The sequence below is a fragment of the Micromonospora sp. NBC_00362 genome, from assembly GCF_026342155.1.
Classification (GTDB): domain Bacteria; phylum Actinomycetota; class Actinomycetes; order Mycobacteriales; family Micromonosporaceae; genus Micromonospora; species Micromonospora hortensis.
Map to the genome: position 1 here is coordinate 3,686,718 of NZ_JAPENH010000001.1, position 18,592 is coordinate 3,705,309.

Annotated in this window: 14 protein-coding genes; 11 read left to right on the forward strand and 3 right to left on the reverse strand. The window is 72.6% G+C overall.

Annotation, left to right across the window (positions count from 1 at the left end; all coding sequences use genetic code 11):
- Positions 1 to 317 precede the first annotated feature (317 nt).
- A complete protein-coding gene (locus OG992_RS16705; protein ID WP_266303692.1) occupies positions 318 to 1,901 on the reverse strand; it encodes a methylmalonyl-CoA mutase in 1,584 nt (527 codons plus the stop codon).
- Between the two features lie 206 nt (positions 1,902 to 2,107).
- On the opposite strand from OG992_RS16705, the gene OG992_RS16710 reads away from it, so the two are divergent.
- Positions 2,108 to 4,207 (forward strand): serine/threonine-protein kinase, encoded by a 2,100-nt coding sequence (locus OG992_RS16710; RefSeq protein ID WP_266303693.1) that lies wholly within the window; start codon positions 2,108 to 2,110, stop codon positions 4,205 to 4,207.
- A 49-nt stretch (positions 4,208 to 4,256) separates the two neighbouring features.
- Complete coding sequence (locus tag OG992_RS16715; RefSeq protein ID WP_266303694.1) at positions 4,257 to 5,924, forward strand: phospho-sugar mutase; 1,668 nt, start codon at positions 4,257 to 4,259, stop codon at positions 5,922 to 5,924.
- Between the two features lie 129 nt (positions 5,925 to 6,053).
- Here OG992_RS16715 and OG992_RS16720 read toward each other — a convergent pair whose 3' ends face one another.
- Entirely contained in the window at positions 6,054 to 6,731 is a 678-nt protein-coding gene (locus OG992_RS16720; protein WP_238684464.1) for a GPP34 family phosphoprotein, read from the reverse strand.
- A gap of 72 nt (positions 6,732 to 6,803) precedes the next feature.
- Positions 6,804 to 7,436: a uracil phosphoribosyltransferase gene (gene upp, locus OG992_RS16725; RefSeq protein WP_210784459.1), complete on the reverse strand. Its 633-nt coding sequence runs from the start codon at positions 7,434 to 7,436 to the stop codon at positions 6,804 to 6,806.
- Between the two features lie 133 nt (positions 7,437 to 7,569).
- On the opposite strand from upp, the gene deoC reads away from it, so the two are divergent.
- The 9 genes from deoC (at position 7,570) to cydC (ending at position 18,565) form a co-directional block, all read left to right on the forward strand.
- On the forward strand, positions 7,570 to 8,529 hold the full coding sequence (gene deoC / locus OG992_RS16730) for a deoxyribose-phosphate aldolase (RefSeq protein WP_238684465.1): 960 nt from the start codon (positions 7,570 to 7,572) through the stop codon (positions 8,527 to 8,529).
- A gap of 6 nt (positions 8,530 to 8,535) precedes the next feature.
- Positions 8,536 to 9,966 (forward strand): aldehyde dehydrogenase family protein, encoded by a 1,431-nt coding sequence (locus OG992_RS16735; protein WP_266303695.1) that lies wholly within the window; start codon positions 8,536 to 8,538, stop codon positions 9,964 to 9,966.
- Positions 9,959 to 10,783 carry an aldehyde dehydrogenase family protein gene (locus OG992_RS16740; protein ID WP_210818811.1) on the forward strand — a complete coding sequence of 275 codons (825 nt, stop codon included), beginning with the start codon at positions 9,959 to 9,961 and terminating at the stop codon, positions 10,781 to 10,783. Before OG992_RS16735 ends, OG992_RS16740 begins: the two co-directional genes overlap by 8 nt.
- A 307-nt stretch (positions 10,784 to 11,090) precedes the next feature.
- Positions 11,091 to 11,564, forward strand: a complete 474-nt coding sequence (locus OG992_RS16745; RefSeq protein WP_238684467.1) for a BlaI/MecI/CopY family transcriptional regulator — start codon at positions 11,091 to 11,093, stop codon at positions 11,562 to 11,564.
- Between the two features lie 10 nt (positions 11,565 to 11,574).
- Complete coding sequence (locus tag OG992_RS16750; protein WP_112624284.1) at positions 11,575 to 12,480, forward strand: M56 family metallopeptidase; 906 nt, start codon at positions 11,575 to 11,577, stop codon at positions 12,478 to 12,480.
- Between the two features lie 353 nt (positions 12,481 to 12,833).
- Complete coding sequence (locus OG992_RS16755; RefSeq protein WP_238684468.1) at positions 12,834 to 14,087, forward strand: cytochrome ubiquinol oxidase subunit I; 1,254 nt, start codon at positions 12,834 to 12,836, stop codon at positions 14,085 to 14,087.
- Positions 14,088 to 14,097: 10 nt separating this feature from the next.
- Entirely contained in the window at positions 14,098 to 15,105 is a 1,008-nt protein-coding gene (locus tag OG992_RS16760) for a cytochrome d ubiquinol oxidase subunit II (protein WP_238684469.1), read from the forward strand.
- A complete protein-coding gene (gene cydD, locus OG992_RS16765) occupies positions 15,102 to 16,778 on the forward strand; it encodes a thiol reductant ABC exporter subunit CydD (protein ID WP_266303696.1) in 1,677 nt (558 codons plus the stop codon). Before OG992_RS16760 ends, cydD begins: the two co-directional genes overlap by 4 nt.
- Complete coding sequence (gene cydC / locus OG992_RS16770) at positions 16,775 to 18,565, forward strand: thiol reductant ABC exporter subunit CydC (protein WP_323181878.1); 1,791 nt, start codon at positions 16,775 to 16,777, stop codon at positions 18,563 to 18,565. The genes cydD and cydC overlap by 4 nt, the downstream gene beginning before the upstream one ends.
- The last annotated feature ends 27 nt before the right edge of the window (positions 18,566 to 18,592 follow it).

Here is an 18,592-nt window from a genome sequence, read left to right on the forward strand (position 1 = left end):
TCAAGGCGGGGGACAGCAGGTAGATCACGGTCAAACGCCGTCATCAGCCCCTCACCTCCTACAACGCGTAACCGATCGCGGCGGTCACGAATCCCCGCGCCAGTCGGAGACCCGTTGCCAAATTGTCGCATTAGTCGGGGTGATGAACTGACACTCCGACAATTAGCCGACCACACACGGCAACGAGCCGGATAAGGACGCTCACATGCACCCACCCACCGTGGGCGCACACGGTGTGCGTCCCGGCTCAACCGACCGGATACCCGCTGAGAGTGCCGGACACACCGCGTCCCGAGGCCGCAGCGGCGGCCGGGCGCTCAGAATCGGTCGGTGGGTCGGTACAACCCCCACACCTCACGCAACGTCCCACAGACCTCACCCACCGTCGCCCGGGCCCGCAGCGCCTCCTTCATCGGGTACAACACGTTCTCCGTACCCTCGGCGGCAGCCCGAAGATCGGCGAGCGCCCGTGCCACCGCGTCGGCGTCCCGCTCGGCGCGCAGCCGGGCCAGCCGGTCGGCCTGGGCCGCCTCGATCGTCGGGTCGACCCGCAGCGGCTCGTACGGCTCCTCCTCGTCCACGGTGAACCTGTTGAGCCCGACCACCACCCGTTCCCCCGAGTCGATCTCCTGGGCGATCCGGTACGCGGACTGCTCGATCTCCCGCTTCTGGAACCCGGCCTCGATCGCGTCCACCGCCGAGCCGTGGTCGGCCACCCGCTCCATCAACTCGACGGCGGCGGCCTCGATCTCGGCGGTCATCGCCTCCACCACGTACGACCCGGCGAACGGGTCGACGGTGGCGGTCAGGTCCGTCTCGTAGGCCAGCACCTGCTGGGTACGCAGCGCGAGCCGGGCCGCCTTCTCGGTGGGCAGCGCGATCGCCTCGTCGAAGCTGTTGGTGTGCAGCGACTGGGTGCCACCGAGCACCGCAGCCAGACCCTGCACCGCCACCCGAACCAGGTTCACCTCCGGCTGCTGGGCGGTGAGCTGCACGCCAGCGGTCTGGGCGTGGAACCGCAGCATCATCGACTTCGGATCCTTGGCGCCGAAGTCGTCCCGCATCAGCCGGGCCCAGATCCGCCGGGCGGCGCGGAACTTCGCCACCTCCTCCAGCAGCGTGGTGCGGGCCACGAAGAAGAACGACAGCCGGGGCGCGAAGTCGTCGACGGCGAGCCCGGCGGCCAGCGCCGCCCGTACGTACTCCACCCCGTTGGCCAGCGTGAACGCGATCTCCTGCGCGGGCGTCGCGCCGGCCTCCGCCATGTGGTAGCCGGAAATCGAGATGGTGTTCCACTTCGGCACCTCGCTGCGGCAGTACGCGAACGTGTCGGCCACCAGGCGCAGCGACGGCTTCGGCGGGAAGATGTACGTCCCCCGGGCGATGTACTCCTTGAGGATGTCGTTCTGGATGGTGCCGTTGAGCGCCGTGCCCGGCACCCCGTTCTCCTCGGCGACGAGTTGGTAGAGCAGCAGCAGCACCGAGCCGGGCGCGTTGATGGTCATCGAGGTGGACACCTTGTCCAGTGGGATGTCGGCGAACAGCAGCCGCATGTCCTCGATGGAGTCGATCGCGACACCCACCTTGCCGACCTCGCCATGCGCGATCGGCTCGTCCGAGTCGTAGCCCATCTGCGTCGGCAGGTCGAACGCGACCGAGAGGCCCATCGTGCCGGCCCGCAACAACTGGTGGTACCGCGCGTTGGACTCGGTGGCGGTGCCGAAGCCGGCGTACTGGCGCATGGTCCACGGGCGGGAGGTGTACATGGTGGGGTAGACACCCCGGGTGTACGGGAACTCGCCCGGGCTGCCGAGCCGGGAGTCCAGGTCCTCCGGAAGGTCGGCCTCCGTGTAGACGCCGTTGATCGGGAAACCGGACTCACTTGACCGCCGTTGGTTCATCCCCGGATGGTAGGACGCCTGGCCACGTGGTCGGGTGAGGGATACCGCACAGTGCGTCCCGACCCGTCGACACCAGGTGAACGACAGCGCACGTTCTGTCGACTTCGATAAACGTCCGCCGCGTCGGCTTTCGCATCGGGCGTCGGAACCAGCAAGATAGGGGGGTTGTGTCCCAGCCCCCCTCGATTTCCCCCGGTGGCTTTTCTGTGACTCAGATCCCGACGTGGAGCGGCGGACCAGTTAGTCCCGCCAACGGACGAGCGGCGCCCGGCACCACCATTGGTGGCCGGTACTCGCTGCGGTCCTCGGTGGGCAACGGCGGCATGGGCACGGTGTGGCGCGCCACAGACACCCTGCTGCGCCGCGACGTGGCGGTGAAGGAGGTCGTCCTGCCCCCGGGGCTGGCCCCCAGCGACCGCGACGCGATGTACGAACGCACCCTGCGCGAGGCCCGCGCCGCCGCCGCCATCCAGCACCCCGCTGTGGTGCAGGTGTACGACGTGGTCACCGAGGCCGGCAGGCCGTGGATCGTGATGGAGCTGCTGGACGCCCGCAGCCTCGCCGACATGGTGATCGAGGACGGGCCGGTCGCGCCCCGCGCCGTCGCCAAGATCGGCATCGCGCTGCTCGGCGCGTTGGAGGTCGCGCACGCGATCGGCGTGCTGCACCGCGACGTCAAACCCGCAAACGTGCTGATCTGCACCGACGGGCGCTGCGTGCTGACCGACTTCGGGGTCGCCCGGATGCCCACCGACGTGCAGCTCACCACCCCCGGCATGGTGCTCGGCTCGCCGCACTTCATCTCGCCCGAGCGGGCCATGGGCCAGGAGTTCGGCCCGCCCAGTGACCTCTTCTCGCTGGGTGTGACGCTCTACACCGCCGTCGAGGGGCGGCCCCCGTTCGACAAGGGCGACCCGATCGAGACCATGCACGCCGTTGTGGAGGACCCGCCCGCCCCACCGCAGCGCAGCGGCCCGCTGACCCGGGTGCTGATGGGTCTGCTCGAGAAGGACCCGGCGCGCCGACTCGACGTGCACACCTCCCGGGCCATGCTGCGCGAGCTGCTCGCCGGCCCGCTGGGCAGCACGGCGACGGCTGTGCACTCGGTCACCGACCCGTACGCAGTGGTGCCGGTGCAGCAGCGCCCCATCCCCGTCCTCCCGCCGCCCCCGCCGGAGCCGAAGCCGGACAGCCAGATCGGTGGCCCGGCGATGCTGGCCCCGGGTGAGTCGCTGACCGACCGGCTGGCCTCGCTGCGCCGGGGCGAGCGCCCGCAGGCAGCTCGCCCGGCCGGCACCACCGGTGGGCTCGACGAGACCAGCGCCGACGCGTTGGCCGGTCCGCTGCACACGCCGACCGGCGCGATGCCGAGTCCCGGGCGACCCGCGGCCGGGCGCACCTACGGCGGCAACGCGGACGCCACCCAGCGGGTGGATGCCGGCGGGCACCCCGACGCCACCCAGCGGGTGGACGCCGGCGGGCACCCCGACGCCACCCAGCGGGTCAGCTACGGCAGCCCGGCCGATGCCACCCAGCAGGTCGGGTACGGCGGCGCACCGGAGGCCACCCAGCGCGTCGGCGGCACCTACGGCGGCGGCAACCAGTGGTCGGTGCCGGGCACCGGCCAGCCCTGGGCCACCGCGCCCGCCGCCTCGGGCGGCAGCGCGCTGGACAAGGTCCGGGCCACCGGTGGTCAGCTCGTCACCACTGTCAAGGGCTGGCCGCGCAAGGTGCAGCTCGCCGCGGCCGGCGGGTTGGTCGTCGTGCTGCTGATCACCGCTGTGGCGCTCTCCGGCGGCGACGACGCCCCGCCGAGCACCCCTGCCGCGCAGCCCACCACGTCCGCCCCGGCGGCCCCCACCGTCGAGATGCAGGAGCACACGGCCCGCGGGATCCAGGTCATGGTGCCGAAGGGCTGGAAGAAGGCCACCGGCGGCTCGTACACCGACTACATCGACCCGGCTGACAGCGGCCGCAAGGTCCGCATCATCACCGAGAAGTGGAGCAGCAGCTCCGTCCGGTGGGCCGAGACGGCCGAGAACGGGCTCAAGACCCGGAGCACCTCCTGCGTCAAGCCGTACAACCAGGTCTCCTCCACCGAGACCGAACTGGCCAGCAAGCCGGCAGCCGAATTCGAGTACACGTGCGGCGCTGGTGACGCGATGCGGCACGGCGTCTGGCGGGGCGTCGCGCAGGACGGCAAGGCGTACTCGTTCTACCTCACCGCCACGGACGCCAAGTTCGCGGAGAGCAAGCCGATCTTCGACGAGATGGCACGGACGTTCCAGCTCACCGGGAACGGCTGAGCCGGAGGGAACCCACAGGGGCGATCCGCCGCCGTGCTATCAAAGGGGCATGGCGGCGGACACCACTGACATCGACGACATTCGCGAGCAAGCCCGGCGCTGGCTGGCCGACGACCCCGACCCGGCCAGCCGGGACGAGCTGACGGCGGTGCTCGATGGCCTCCCGGCGAGCGCCCCGGAGCTGGCCGACCGGTTCGCCGGCCCGCTGACCTTCGGCACGGCGGGCCTACGCGGCCCGCTGCGCGCCGGCCCGAACGGCATGAACCTCGCCGTGGTCACCCGGGCCGCTGCCGGCCTGGTCACCTGGCTCGCGGCCCAGGGTGGCACCGGCCCGCTGGTGATCGGGTACGACGCCCGCCACGGCTCCCGGCAGTTCGCCGAGCGCACCGCCCAGGTGGCCACCGGCGCTGGCCGCCCGGCGCTGCTGCTGCCCAGCCCGCTGCCCACCCCGGTGCTGGCGTACGCCGTGCGGCACCTCGGCGGTGTCGCCGGAGTGATGGTCACGGCCAGCCACAACCCGCCGCAGGACAACGGCTACAAGGTCTACCTCGGCGCGGAGTTGGGCGGCGAGTTGGGCGCCGGCGCGCAGATCGTGCCACCCGCCGACGCCGGTATCGAGGCCGCCATCCGATCGGTCGGGCCGCTGGCCCAGGTGCCGTTGGGCGAGCCCGGTCTGGTGCTCGGCGACGACCTGGTCGCCTCGTACGTCGAACGGGCCACCGCGGTGATCGACCCGGACGGGCCGCGGGACCTGACTGTGGCGTACACCCCGCTACACGGGGTGGGCGCGGCGGTGCTCACCGCCGCCTTCGCCCGCGCGGGCTTTCCGACCCCCGGGGTGGTGCCCGACCAGGCCGAACCGGACCCGGCGTTCCCCACCGTGTCATTCCCCAACCCGGAGGAACCGGGTGCTGTGGATCGACTCATCGCCCTGGCCGACTCCACCGGCGCGGACCTCGCCATCGCCAACGACCCGGACGCCGACCGTTGCGCGGTGGTCGTCCGGGACGACCGCGACGGCTGGCGGATGCTGCGGGGCGACGAGGTGGGCGTCCTGCTCGCCGATCACCTGATGCGCCGGGGGGTGACCGGGCTCTACGCCACCACGATCGTGTCGTCGTCACTGCTGCGGGCGATGTGCGCGGCCCGGGGCCTGCCCTACGACGAGACGTTGACCGGGTTCAAGTGGATCGTGCGGGCCGGCGGCGGGAGCGCGCCGCTGGTCTTCGGCTACGAGGAGGCGCTCGGCTACTGCGTCGCCCCGGAACACGTCCGGGACAAGGACGGCATCACCGCCGCACTGACGGTGGCGGAGTTGGCCGCCGGCCTGAAGACGCAGGGTCGTACGTTGACCGACCGGCTGGACGAGCTGGCCGCCGAGTTCGGCGTACACCACACCGACCAGCTCTCCGCCCGGGTGGACGACCTGCGGGTCATCGCCGACGCGATGGCCCGGATCCGGGCGGCCACCCCGGCCACACTGCTCGGGCAGCCGGTGGACAGCGTCCGGGACCTGCTGCCCCAGTCGGACGTGGTGATCCTCCGGACCGCTGTGGCCCGGGTGGTGATCCGCCCGTCCGGGACCGAGCCGAAGCTCAAGGCGTACCTCGAGGTGGTGGAACCGGTAGTCGACGGTGACGTCCAGACGGCCCGCAGCAGGGCGGCGTCGGCAGTGGTCGCGCTCCGCGCTGAGGTCAGCGCCGCCCTTGGCATCTGAACCCCGCGGCACCCAGCCACAACAGGTCCGCCCTTTGCTCTGCACCCGCGGAAGCGCCATTCCACTGTCAGCCGGTGGCGCCTGGGCGGGTGCAGAGCAAAGGGCGCGCCGAGCGGGGTCGATCCGACGTCAGCGGCGCGGGCCGAGGGCCTGGTCGACGGCCCTGGCCAGGGCGGCGACGACCAGGCCGACCGACGGACGGACCACCGAGTCGTCGGTGCTCACCTCGCCGGAGAACCCGGCGCCGGTGGCGATCTCCGTCAGCCGGCGGCGGGCGTCGGCGGCGGCCTCGCCGCTCACCCCGAGCGCGGACTCCATCCGGAGCACCACCACCAGGGTGGCCAGCGCGGCGGTCCGCTCGTCCGGGGCTGCCGCGCCGGTCAGCGCCTCGGCCAGCCGCTGCCGGGTCTCCGCCTCGACGGAGGTGTCCACGACCGGGTAACGGTGCACGTGGATGAAGCCCAGCTCCGTCTCGTCGACGTCCCGGACGACGCCCTGCCGGCACAGGTCGGCGAGGATCCGGTCGCGCAGGCCGTGCCGCAGACGCTGCACCCAGGACGCCGGGGTGTGCGGGGTGTCGGCGGCGATCCGGCTGAGGACATCGTCGCTGAACGGCTCGCCGGTCGGCGTCGGGTCGATCACCGTCAGGGACCCGTCGGCGTACGCGATCCGGCCGGCCAGAGCCAGCTCGACCAGCACCGCGGCGGCCATGCCCAGGTCCAGGCTGATCCGTGGCATTGTCGCCTTGCCGGTCGTGTCGTCGTAGGCGAGGAGCAGCAACTCCTCGGCGAGCGCAACACCAGTCATGGCCGGAGACGGTAGCGGGTCCGCGCACCGCGCGCACGGACCCGCCGGACCCGGCACCGACCGGGTATCCCCTCAGAAGCGGGGCATGCCACCGAACTGGCGGTCGCCGGCGTCGCCGAGGCCGGGGACGATGAACATGCTGTCGTTGAGCCCCTCGTCGATCGAGGCCGTGACCAGGCGCAGCGGCAGACCGGAGCGTTCCAGCCGCTCGATGCCGACCGGGGCGGCGAGCACACAGAGCACTGTGATGTCGGTGCAGCCCCGGTCGGCCAGCAGCCGACAGGAGTGCTCCAGCGAACCACCGGTGGCCAGCATCGGGTCGAGCACCAGCACCGGCAGACCGGCCAGATCGCGGGGCAACGACTCCATGTACGCGCGGGGCTCGTAGGTCTCCTCGTCGCGGGCCAGGCCCACGAAGCCCATCGACGACTCCGGCAGCAGGCCGAGCGCGGCGTCCGCCATGCCCAGGCCGGCGCGCAGCACCGGGACCAGCAGCGGCGGGTTGGCCAGCCGGGTGCCCTCGGTGCCGGTGACCGGCGTCTGCACCGGATACCGCTCGACGGGGAAGGTGCGCGCCGCCTCGTACACCAGCATGGTGGTCAGTTCGTGCAGCGCCGCCCGGAACGTCGAGGAATCGGTGCGCGCGTCCCGCATGGCGGTCAGTCGAGACTGGGCCAGCGGGTGGTCAATGACGTGTACGTCCACGATCGCTCAACCTACCGGTCCGTACCGCGCGGCGGTGCGGGTGCGGTCGGACCAGGGACGCCGCTCACGTCAGCGCGTCATCGAGCGGTCGTGAGCAAGATCACTCGGCGGTCTGGTGCGTAGACTTCTCGCCATGACGGCGACAACGACGTCGGCCCGGTCGGAGCTCTCCGAGCTGGGACGATCCGAGACCGCTCTGCGGACCTTCCTGCACGGCCTGCCCGGCGTGGACCAGGTCGGCGCGGAGCAGCGGGCGGCACAGCTCGGCACCCGCTCCATCAAGACCACCGCCAAGGCCCAGGCGATCGACCTGGCGATCCGGATGGTCGACCTGACCACCCTGGAAGGGGCGGACACCCCAGGCAAGGTGCGCGCGCTCGCCGCGAAGGCCCTGCGTCCGGACCCGGCCGACCCGTCCTGCCCGCACGTCGGCGCGGTCTGCGTCTACCCGGCGATGGTCCCCTACGTGGCGGAGGTACTGCGCGGCTCGGGTGTGCACCTGGCCAGCGTGGCCACCGCGTTCCCGTCGGGTCAGGCGCCGCTGGAGATCAAGCTGGCCGACACCCGGGCCGCCGTCGCCGCCGGCGCCGACGAGATCGACATGGTGATCAACCGGGGTGCGTTCCTGGCCGGGCGGTACAAGGAGGTCTACGACGAGATCGTGGCCACCAAGGAAGCCTCCGGGGACGCCCACCTCAAGGTGATTCTGGAGACCGGCGAGCTGGCCACCTACGACAACGTCCGGCGGGCCTCCTGGCTGGCCATGCTGGCTGGCGGCGACTTCATCAAGACCTCCACCGGCAAGGTCCCGATCGCGGCGACGATGCCGGTGAGCCTGGTGATGCTGGAAGCGGTCCGTGACTTCCGCGAAGCGACCGGACGGCAGGTGGGCGTGAAGCCCGCCGGTGGCATCAAGACCACCAAGGACGCGATCAAGTACCTGGTGATGGTCAACGAGACCGTCGGCCCGGACTGGCTCGACCCGGACTGGTTCCGCTTCGGCGCGTCCAGCCTGCTCAACGACCTGCTGATGCAGCGCACCAAGCTGACGACCGGCACCTACTCCGGTCCCGACTACTTCACCCTGGACTGATAGCCGATGTTCGAATACGCCCCCGCCCCCGAGTCCCGCTCGGTGGTGGACCTCAAGCCCTCGTACGGGCTGTTCATCGACGGCACGTTCGTCGACCCGACCGACGGTGGCAGCTTCAAGTCGATCAACCCCGCCTCCGAGGAGGTGCTGGCCGAGGTCGCCGAGGCCGGCGCCCAGGACGTGGAACGCGCGGTGCGGGCCGCCCGCAAGGCGTACGACAAGGTCTGGGGCCCGATGTCGGGCCGGGACCGGGCGAAGTACCTGTACCGGATCGCCCGGCTCATCCAGGAGCGCTCCCGCGAGCTGGCCGTCCTGGAGTCGCTGGACAACGGCAAGCCGATCCGCGAGTCCCGCGACGTCGACCTGCCGCTGGTCGCCGCGCACTTCTTCTACTACGCGGGCTGGGCCGACAAGCTGGAGCACGCCGGGTTCGGCGCGAACCCGCGGCCCATCGGCGTGGCCGCGCAGGTCATCCCGTGGAACTTCCCGCTGCTCATGCTGGCCTGGAAGATCGCCCCGGCGCTCGCCGCGGGCAACACCGTCGTGCTGAAGCCGGCCGAGACCACCCCGCTGACCGCGCTGCTCTTCGCCGAGATCTGCCAGCAGGCCGAACTGCCGGCCGGTGTGGTCAACATCCTCACCGGCGCCGGCGACACCGGCCGCGCGCTGGTCGAGCACCCCGGCGTGGACAAGGTCGCCTTCACCGGCTCCACCGACGTGGGCCGGGCCATCGCCCGGTCGGTCGCCGGCACCAGCAAGAAACTCACCTTGGAACTGGGCGGCAAGGCCGCCAACATCGTCTTCGACGACGCACCGATCGACCAGGCCGTCGAAGGCATCGTGAACGGCATCTTCTTCAACCAGGGGCACGTCTGCTGCGCCGGCTCCCGACTCCTGGTTCAGGAGAACGTGGCCGACCGGGTGCTGGAGTCGCTGAAGCGACGGATGGCTCAGCTGCGGGTCGGCGACCCGTTGGACAAGAACACCGACGTCGGCGCGATCAACTCGGCCGCCCAACTGGAGCGGATCCGCGAACTGTCCGACGCCGGTTCCGCCGAGGGCGCCGAGCGCTGGTCACCGCCGTGCGACCTGCCCGACCGGGGCTTCTGGTTCGCGCCGACCATCTTCACCGGCGTCACCCAGGCACACCGGATCGCCCGCGAGGAGATCTTCGGCCCGGTGCTGTCGGTGCTCACCTTCCGCACCCCGGCCGAGGCCGTGGAGAAGGCCAACAACACGCCGTACGGGCTGTCGGCCGGGATCTGGACCGACAAGGGCTCCCGGATCCTGTGGATGGCCGACCGGCTGCGCGCCGGCGTGGTCTGGGCCAACACCTTCAACAAGTTCGACCCCACCTCGCCGTTCGGTGGGTACAAGGAGTCGGGCTACGGTCGCGAGGGCGGCCGGCACGGGCTGGAGGGCTACCTCAATGTCTGAGCGGGTCGCGGTACGCAAGACGTACAAGCTCTTCATCGGCGGGAAGTTTCCGCGCAGCGAGTCGGGACGGTCGTATCTCGTGCAGTCCTCGAATGTGTCACTGGCCTCCCGCAAGGACGCCCGGGACGCGGTGGTCGCCGCCCGCGCCGCCGTCAAGGGCTGGGCCGGCGCGACCGCGTACAACAGGGGTCAGATCCTCTACCGGGCCGCCGAGATGCTGGAGGGCCGCCGCGAACAGTTCGTCGCCCTGGGCATCCCCGGCGACGAGGTGGACGCCGCTGTCGACCGCTGGGTCTGGTACGCCGGCTGGGCCGACAAGCTGGCCCAGGTGTACGGCGGCGCCAACCCCGTCGCCGGCCCGTACTTCAACATCTCCGCGCCCGAGCCGACCGGCGTCGTCGCTGTGGTCGCCCCGGAGCGCCCGGCGCTGCTCGGCCTGGTCAGCGTGATCGCCCCGGCGATCGTCACCGGCAACACGGTGGTGGTGGCGGCGTCCCCGAGCGAGCCGCTGGCGGCGGTGACGCTGGCCGAGGTGCTGGCCACCTCCGACCTGCCCGGCGGTGTCGTCAACATCCTCACCGGCGCGATCACCGAGACCGCGCCGACGCTGGCCGCGCACATGGACGTCAACGCGATCGACCTGACCGGGGTCACCGACGCCGCGCTCGCCACCGACCTGGAGGTCAAGGCCGCGGAGAACCTCAAGCGGGTGCTCCGACCGGCTCCGGCCGACCACGACTGGACCGCTGACCCAGGGGTGGCGCCGATGACCGCGCTGTTGGAGACGAAGACGGTGTGGCACCCCAAGGGGGTGTGATCGCTTCCTGCCTTTGGGGTTTTCCGGGGGAGCCCCGCCCGCTCCGGGCGGTCAGGCTTGATCCCTGCGCGGGCGGGGCTCCCCCGGAAAACCTGACGTGGGCCGGGTCCGTCGGTCGGGTCAGCTCACTGGTACTGCCTCGGGGTGGGTCACCAAGATCTGCGCAACGTCAGGGTTGTTGCTGCCTCACGCGTCCGTGCGGCAGCAACAACCCTGTTGTTGTCCGGATCTTGCGCCAATCGGGGGTGGGCCCGGGTTGGGACGGCTCAGTGGGTGGGGGGTCTACTACCGGGGGTAGGATTGATTCGTGACTCGGTTGGGCGATCTTGAACGTGCGGTGATGGACGTGCTGTGGGACGTGGTTCCCGGCACGTCGGACGGGGTGACCGTGCGCGAGGTGGCCGACGCGCTCGATGGCCGTGAGCTGGCGTACACCACTGTGATGACGGTGCTGGACCGCCTCGCCGGCAAGGGCATGGTGCAACGGGAGCGGGAGGGCCGGGCCTGGCGGTACCGCCCGGCGGCCAGCCGCGAGGCGCACATCGCTCAACTCATGCTCGACGCCCTCGACCTGGGTGGCAGCCGGGACGCCGCACTGGTGCGCTTCGCCCGCTCGGTGACCGGCACCGAGGCCGAGGTGCTGCGAGCGGCCCTGGGCAGCGAGGCCGGCCTGGCCGGGCCGGGCTCCACCGGCGGCGACGCGGGCGGGGCCGACGCACTGACCGACCGGGTGGACGGGCCGGCGGGCCGACGACCCGCCGGCGAGGCAGCGGAGCGGTAGGGCGCGCGCCATGGCCTACGCCGTGCACTTCGCCGCCACGATGCTGGCCTGCTATCTGACTGCCCAGGTGTTGGCCCGCTCCACCTGGACGTGGCGCAGCCCCCGGGTGGCGATCGTCTGCTGGCAGGCCGTCGGGTTGGCGTTGGGCCTCTCGGCGATGGGCCTGCCGATGGCGCTCGGGTTGAGCGCGTACGACAGGCCGACCGGCAGCGCACTGCTCGCCCTGGCCAACGACCTCGCCCACGGCGCCCTGCCGATCGGGGTGGGCACGTTCCACCTGGCCGGCGTCGGCGTGGGCTTCGGCATCGGGGCGGTGCTGGTCACGACGACAGTGCGCAGCATCCACGGCACCGTACGCGCCCAGCGTCGCCACCGGGACCTGCTCTCCCTTGTCGCCCGGAACGACCCGGCCGCGCCGGGCGCGCTGGTGTTGGATCATCCGAGCGCCGCCGCGTACTGCCTGCCGGGCGTGAAGCCGCAGGTGGTGGTCAGCGCCGGCACCCTGAGCCTGTTGGACCGGGCCGAGCTGGCCGCGGTGCTCAGCCACGAGCGTGCGCACGCCCACGAGCGGCACGACCTGGTGCTGCTGCCTTTCACCGCGCTGTGCCGGGCACTGCCGTGGTTCGGCTGGGTGCGCGACGCGCACGAGCGGGTCGCCCTGCTGGTCGAGATGCGCGCCGACGACAAGGCCCGCGAGCTGCACGCCGAGGCCCCGCTGGCGGGTGCGCTGCGCCGGTTCGCCGCCGCCGGGCACCGGATCACCCCGGCCGGCGCGCTCGGCATGGGCGACCGGGATCTCGACGTACGGGTGCAGCGCCTACTGGTCAGCGACCGGCCGCCCCGGGTGCTCGGCGCCACCGCCCTCGCGGTCGCCACCACCCTGGTCGCCCTCCCGGTCACCCTCTTCCTGAGCTGACGCCCACCGGGCACCGCTGAGCCCCCGCGGGAGCCGCGCGGAGGGCGCTGCCCCGCGCCCCGGGCGCGCCCTCGCACCCCGCTTCCCTCCCCGACGCGCCCCGCACCGCGCGCGCCCCGCACCGCGCGCGCCCCCGCACCGCGCGCCCGGCACCCTCGCAAGATCGCACTCGATCCAGGATCGAGGGGCATCTCGGGGTCGCGAGACCACTACATCCAGGATCGAGCGCGATCTCCTCAATTACTACGTGGCGTAGTAAAGTTTCCTACGACAGGGCGTAGTAGGTCTTACCAGTAGGCAAACTACGTGTAGGGTGGCTACGACAAGGGAGCCAACGCTATGGAGGGCTGGTCATGGACACCCTGCTCCTCGCCCGCCTGCAGTTCGCCACCACCACCTCGATCCACTTCTTGTTCGTGGTGGTCACGCTCGGGCTGGTCACCCTGCTGGTCGGCATGCAGACCGCCTGGGTGCTCACCGGCAACCCGAAGTGGGAGCGGCTGACCCGCTACTGGGGCCAGCTCTACGTGATCAACTACGTGCTCGGCATCGCCACCGGGATCGTGATGGAGTTCCAGTTCGGGCTGAACTGGAGTGGCCTGTCGCGCTACGTCGGCAACGTCTTCGGCGCGCCTCTGGCCATCGAGACGCTTGTGGCGTTCTTCCTGGAGTCCACGTTCCTCGGGATGTGGATCTTCGGCTGGCACCGGCTCGGCAAGGGCGTCCACCTCGCGTTGCTCTGGGGTGTGGCGATCACCGCGTACGCCTCGGCGTTCTGGATCATGGTGGCCAACTCCTGGCTCCAGAATCCGGTCGGCTACGAGGTCCGCGACGGGATCGCCCACCTCACCGACTTCGGCGCGCTTCTCACCAACCCCAGCCTCGGCATGGCCTTCGGGCACGTGGTCTCGGCAGCGCTGCTGGTCGGCGGGATGCTGATGGCGGCGGTCAGCGCCGGGCACCTGATCCGGCGTACCCCGGACTTCGCGCTCTTTCGCACCTCGCTGCGGATCGGCCTGGTCACCGCGGCACTGGCCATCACCATGGTGCAGGGGTTCGGTTTCGCCCAGTTCGGTCCGGTGGGCTCGGTACAGCCGACAAAGTTCGGCGGCGACGGCCCGGAGAGCCAGGCACTGATAGCCGAGTGGACCACGCGGTTCGGCCCCGGCGACTACACCCCGCCGGCGCTGGCCAGCGTCGGGTTGGGCTTCATGATCCTGATCGGTTTCACCCTCGGCTGCGTCTGGCTCCTGCTGCCCCTGCTCTTCCGGGACTGGGTCATCCGACTGCGCTTCCCGCTCTGGCTGATCGTGCTCGGACTGCCGCTGCCGTTCATCGCTGTGATCCTCGGCTGGATCTCCCGGGAGGTCGGCCGTCAACCCTGGGTGGCGTACGGGCTGCTCCCCACCGAGCAGGCCGTCTCCCCGGTCAGCGCACCGCTGATGCTCACCTCGCTGATCGGGTTCAGCCTGCTGCTGGGCACCCTCGCCGTCACCAACTGGGTGCTGCTCGCCCGGCACGCCAGGCGCGGCGCGGCCGACCCGGCCCTCGGCCGCCCACCGGCACCGCCCAGCGAACCGGCCCACCCCGAACCCGCCCTCCTCTGAGGAGTAGACAGTGGACCTCGCCTGGTACGCCCTGCTCGGCCTCTTCTTCGCCAGCTACCTGGTGCTCGCCGGCTACGACTACGGCGTCGGGCTGCTGCTCGCCCGCGGCGTCGGGCCGGCCGGGCGGCGGGAGGCGCTCACCGCGCTCGGCCCGTTCTTCCTCGGCAACGAGGTGTGGCTGGTGGCCGCCGTGGGCATCCTCTTCGGCGCGTTCCCCCTGCTGGAGGGCGAGTTGCTCGCCGGCTGCTATCCGGCGGTAGCCGGCGCGCTGGTCGGCGTCATCCTGGTCACCGTCGGGGTGCAACTGCGCAGCCGACCCGACGACGAGCGGATCCGGGCCCGCTGGGACCGCGTCGTGATGATCGGCAGCGTCCTCGCCGCGCTGGGCTGGGGCGTGCTGCTCGCCGCGCTGTTGCAGGGCGTCCCCCTCCAGGCCGACGGGCACGTCGCCGGCGTGGCACACCTGGCGACCCCGTTCGCGGCCGCCGCCGGGTTGGCCATGGTCACAGTGGTCGCGGTGCACGGGGCGACCTTCCTCACCCTGCGACTGTCGGCCGAGGCCGCCGTCGTGGTCGGTCGTACGGCCCGCCGGCTGGTGCCGGTGGCGCTCACCGCTGTCGCAGTGGCCACCGTCGTGGGCCTGCTCTCCGCCCGGGTACGCGACGCCGTGCAGCGGCCGGCGGTGGCCGTACTCCTGCCGGTGCTGCTCGTGGCGGCGCTGCTGGCGGCCCGCGCGGCGCTGGCCCGGCGGCGGCCAGGGTGGGCTCTGGTCGCCACCGGCGCGGCCCTGGCGCTGCCGGTGCTGCTGGTCGGAGCCGCTCTCTGGCCCTACGTGCTGGTGTCCACGACCGACCCGGACGCCTCGCTGCGGGTGGCCGACGCCGCCGCCAGCGCACCGACACTGCGGCTGCTGGGCTGGGTGGCGCTACCGCTACTTCCGGCCCTACTAGGCTTCCAGGCGATGTGCTGGTGGGTTTTCCGAGGACGGACCGACGGTAGGGCACCGGTGTACTGGTGAGCCGCCGTCCGTTCGACCCGCGTCTGCTGCGCCGGGTCCCTGCGGCCCGGGGCGATCTTGCCGTGCTCGGGCTCCTGGGGGTGCTGGCCGCCGGGTTGATCGTGGCGCAGGCCACCGCGCTCGCGTCGCTGCTGGCCACCGCGATCGACGGTCGGCTGGATCGACCGGCGCTTGCCGGCTTCGTGGTCGCTGTCGCCGCCCGCTCGGCACTCGTCTGGGCGCAGGGCACGGTCTCGGCGCGGGTCGCCGCCACCGTCAAGGCAACGCTGCGGGCCGACCTGCTCGGCGCTGTGGGCCGGCACGGGCCCGGGTGGGTGGCCGGGCAGCGGGCCGGTGAGATCGCCACACTGGCCGGGCGTGGGTTGGACGCGCTGGACGCGTACTTCACCGGGTACCTGCCGCAACTGGTGCTCAGCGTGACGGTACCCCTGGCGGTGCTGGCGCGGGTCGTCTTCGCCGACTGGAGTTCGGCGGTGATCATCGCGCTGACCTTGCCGCTGATCCCGGTCTTCGGTGCGCTGCTCGGCTGGCAGGCGCAGGCCGCCACCGAGCGGCAGTGGCGGCGGCTCGCGCTGCTCGGCGGGCACTTCCTGGACATGGTCGCCGGGCTGCCCACCCTGCGCGCGTTCGGGCGGGCCCGGGCGCAGACCGACGTGGTACGCCGGATGGCCGACGGTCACCGCGTCGCCACCATGAAGACGTTGCGGATCGCGTTCCTCTCCGCGCTGGTCCTCGAACTGGTCGCCACCCTCTCGGTGGCGCTGGTAGCGGTGCCGGTCGGCATCCGCCTGCTCGGCGGCGGGTTGGCCCTGCAGACCGCGCTGCTGGTGCTGCTGCTGACGCCGGAGGCGTACCTGCCGTTGCGGGCCGCCGGTAGCCGCTTCCACGCCAGCATGGAGGGGCTGGCCGCGCTGGACGAGGCGTTGACCGTCTCCGCCGCGCCCCCCGCGCCCCGGGCCGCCGAGGGCGCCTCCGTCCCCGACGCTCGGGCCGAGATCCGGTTCGAGGGGGTGACAGTGGCGTACGAGCGGACCACCGCGCTGCGCGACGTCACGCTGACCATCCGGCCCGGCGAGCGGATCGCCATCATCGGTCCCAGTGGCGCCGGCAAGAGCACTCTGCTCGGTCTGCTGCTGGGCTTCGTGGTGCCGACCAGCGGCCGGATCACGGTGGACGGGGTCGACCTCGCCACCGCCGACCCGGACGCCTGGCGCCGGCAGCTCGCCTGGGTGCCGCAGCGGGCCCACCTCTTCGCCGCCTCGCTGGCCGACAACATCCGTCTCGGCGCGCCGGACACCCCGGCCGACGTCCTCGCCACCGCGGTGCGCGACGCCGCCCTGGACGACGTGGTGGCCGGCCTGCCCGACGGCCTGGACACCCTGCTCGGTGAGCGCGGTCACGGGCTGTCCAGTGGGCAGCGGCAGCGGGTGGCGCTGGCCCGGGCGTTCCTGCGCGCCGCCCCGGTGGTGCTGCTCGACGAACCCACCGCCCGCCTCGACACGGCGGCCGAGGCGGTGGTGCTCGACGCCACCCGTCGCCTGGTCGCCGGGCGGACGGCGCTGCTGGTAGCGCACCGACCGGCGTTGCTGGCCGACGCCGACCGGATCCTGCGCATCGAGGACGGTCTGGTCACCGAGTTGACACCCGAGCCGACCGGGAAGGCCGCCCGATGACCGGGGAACACGGGCGGGCGGTGGTGGCCGACGCGGCACCGGCCGGGCGGGCCGCCGCCGAGCGGGCAGTGCTGCGACTGGCCCGGCCGTACCTGGGCCGCCTGATCGGAGCCGGGCTGCTGGCGGCCGCCACCGAGTTCGCCGGCCTGGCCCTGATGGCCACCGCCACCTGGCTGCTGATGAGCGCCGCCGGTCAGCCTCCGCTGGACCGCCTCACTGTGGCGATCGTCGCGGTCCGGGCGCTGGCGATCAGCCGGGGCGTGTTCCGCTACACCGAACGGCTCGCCGGGCACGACGCGGTGCTCCGCATGATCACCGATGTCCGGGCCCGGGTCTTCGCCACCCTGGCGGCCCGCCGTGGCACTGCGCACCGCTCCGGGGACGTGCTGAGTCGACTGGTCTCCGACGTGGAGGCCGTGCAGGACCTGTTGTTGCGGGTGCTGGTGCCCGCCTCGGCGGCGGCAGTGGTCGGTGTCCTGGCGGTCGCCGTGGCGGCGCTGATCTCACCACCGGCCGCTGGCGCGCTCGCCGTCGGGCTGCTGGTCGCCGGGGTGGCGCTGCCCGCGTTGGCCACCGCTGTCACCCGCCGCAGCGCGGCCGAGGTGGCCCCCCTGCGGGGCGCGCTGGCCACCGACGCGATCGACCTCACCCACGGCGCGGCCGACCTGGCCGCGTTCGGGGCGACCGACGTCACGTTGCGCGCCGCCGAGCAGCGCGCCCACCGGCTGGCCCGGCTGGAACGTCGGCTGGCCGCCACCGGCTTCGCTGTGGACGCGGCCGGCGTGCTGGCCGCCGGCGTGACCGCGGCAGCGGTGGTGCTTGTCGCGCTCGCCGCCGACGTGTCGGGCGTGCTGGTGGGCGTCCTGGCCGTCGGCACACTGGCCGCCGTCGAGGTGACGCTGGCGTTGGTCGCGGCGGCCCGGCAGTGGACGCAGCTACGGCCCGGCCTGAGCCGGGTGGCCGACCTGCTCGACGCCGACCCGCCGACCGCGCCGCCGGCGGCCGGTCCAACGGACCTGACCGGCCCGCACGAGCTGCGTTTCGACGACGTGACAGTGCGGTACCGGGCCGGTGCGGCGCCCGCCCTGGACGGGGTCAGCCTGGACCTGCCGGCGGGACGCCGGATCGCTGTCGTCGGCCCGAGCGGCGCCGGCAAGAGCACGCTGGCCGCGGTGCTGACCGGCACCGTCCGGCCCGTGTCCGGCCGGGTCACCCTGGACGGTCAAGACCTCTCGGCGTACGCCGAGGAGGCCCTGCCGCGCGCCGTCGGCGGGCTGCTGGCCGAGGCGTACGTCTTCCATGCCACGGTGCGGGAGAACCTGCTGCTCGGGCGGGCCGGAGCGGGCGAGGAGGAGCTGACCGCGGCCACCGCCGCCGCCGGACTGCTGGACTGGGTCCGCGCTCAGCCGGCGGGCTGGGACACGCTGGTCGGCGAGGAGGGCGGGCAGCTCTCCGGCGGGCAGCGGCAGCGGCTGGCGCTGGCCCGGGCACTACTCGCCGCGCCGCCGGTGCTGGTGCTCGACGAGCCCACCGAAGGTCTGGACCCGACCGCCGCGGACGCGGTGCTCGCGTCCGCCCTCGCCGCCACCCCCGCCGGGCACTCGGTGCTGCTGATCAGCCACCGGCTCAGCGGGCTGGCCGAGCTGGACGAGATAGTGGTCCTGGACGGCGGTCGGGTGATCCAGCGTGGTCGGCACGCCGAGTTGGTAGCGGCCCCGGGCTGGTACCGGGACCAGTGGCTGCTCCAGGCCGCGGCCGAACGGGGTTACCTGGCGCTCGCCCCCTGACCCGACTCGGGGACGGACCAGGGTTCT

Bases quoted from the DNA above. Each gene is read 5' to 3' on its own strand.
- OG992_RS16705 (WP_266303692.1), bottom strand. From the start codon at position 1,901: ATGAACCAACGGCGGTCAAGTGAGTCCGGTTTCCCGATCAACGGCGTC.
- OG992_RS16715 (WP_266303694.1), top strand. From the start codon at position 4,257: ATGGCGGCGGACACCACTGACATCGACGACATTCGCGAGCAAGCCCGG.
- OG992_RS16720 (WP_238684464.1), bottom strand. From the start codon at position 6,731: ATGACTGGTGTTGCGCTCGCCGAGGAGTTGCTGCTCCTCGCCTACGAC.
- deoC (WP_238684465.1), top strand. From the start codon at position 7,570: ATGACGGCGACAACGACGTCGGCCCGGTCGGAGCTCTCCGAGCTGGGA.
- OG992_RS16735 (WP_266303695.1), top strand. From the start codon at position 8,536: ATGTTCGAATACGCCCCCGCCCCCGAGTCCCGCTCGGTGGTGGACCTC.
- OG992_RS16740 (WP_210818811.1), top strand. From the start codon at position 9,959: ATGTCTGAGCGGGTCGCGGTACGCAAGACGTACAAGCTCTTCATCGGC.
- OG992_RS16750 (WP_112624284.1), top strand. From the start codon at position 11,575: ATGGCCTACGCCGTGCACTTCGCCGCCACGATGCTGGCCTGCTATCTG.
- OG992_RS16755 (WP_238684468.1), top strand. From the start codon at position 12,834: ATGGACACCCTGCTCCTCGCCCGCCTGCAGTTCGCCACCACCACCTCG.
- cydC (WP_323181878.1), top strand. From the start codon at position 16,775: ATGACCGGGGAACACGGGCGGGCGGTGGTGGCCGACGCGGCACCGGCC.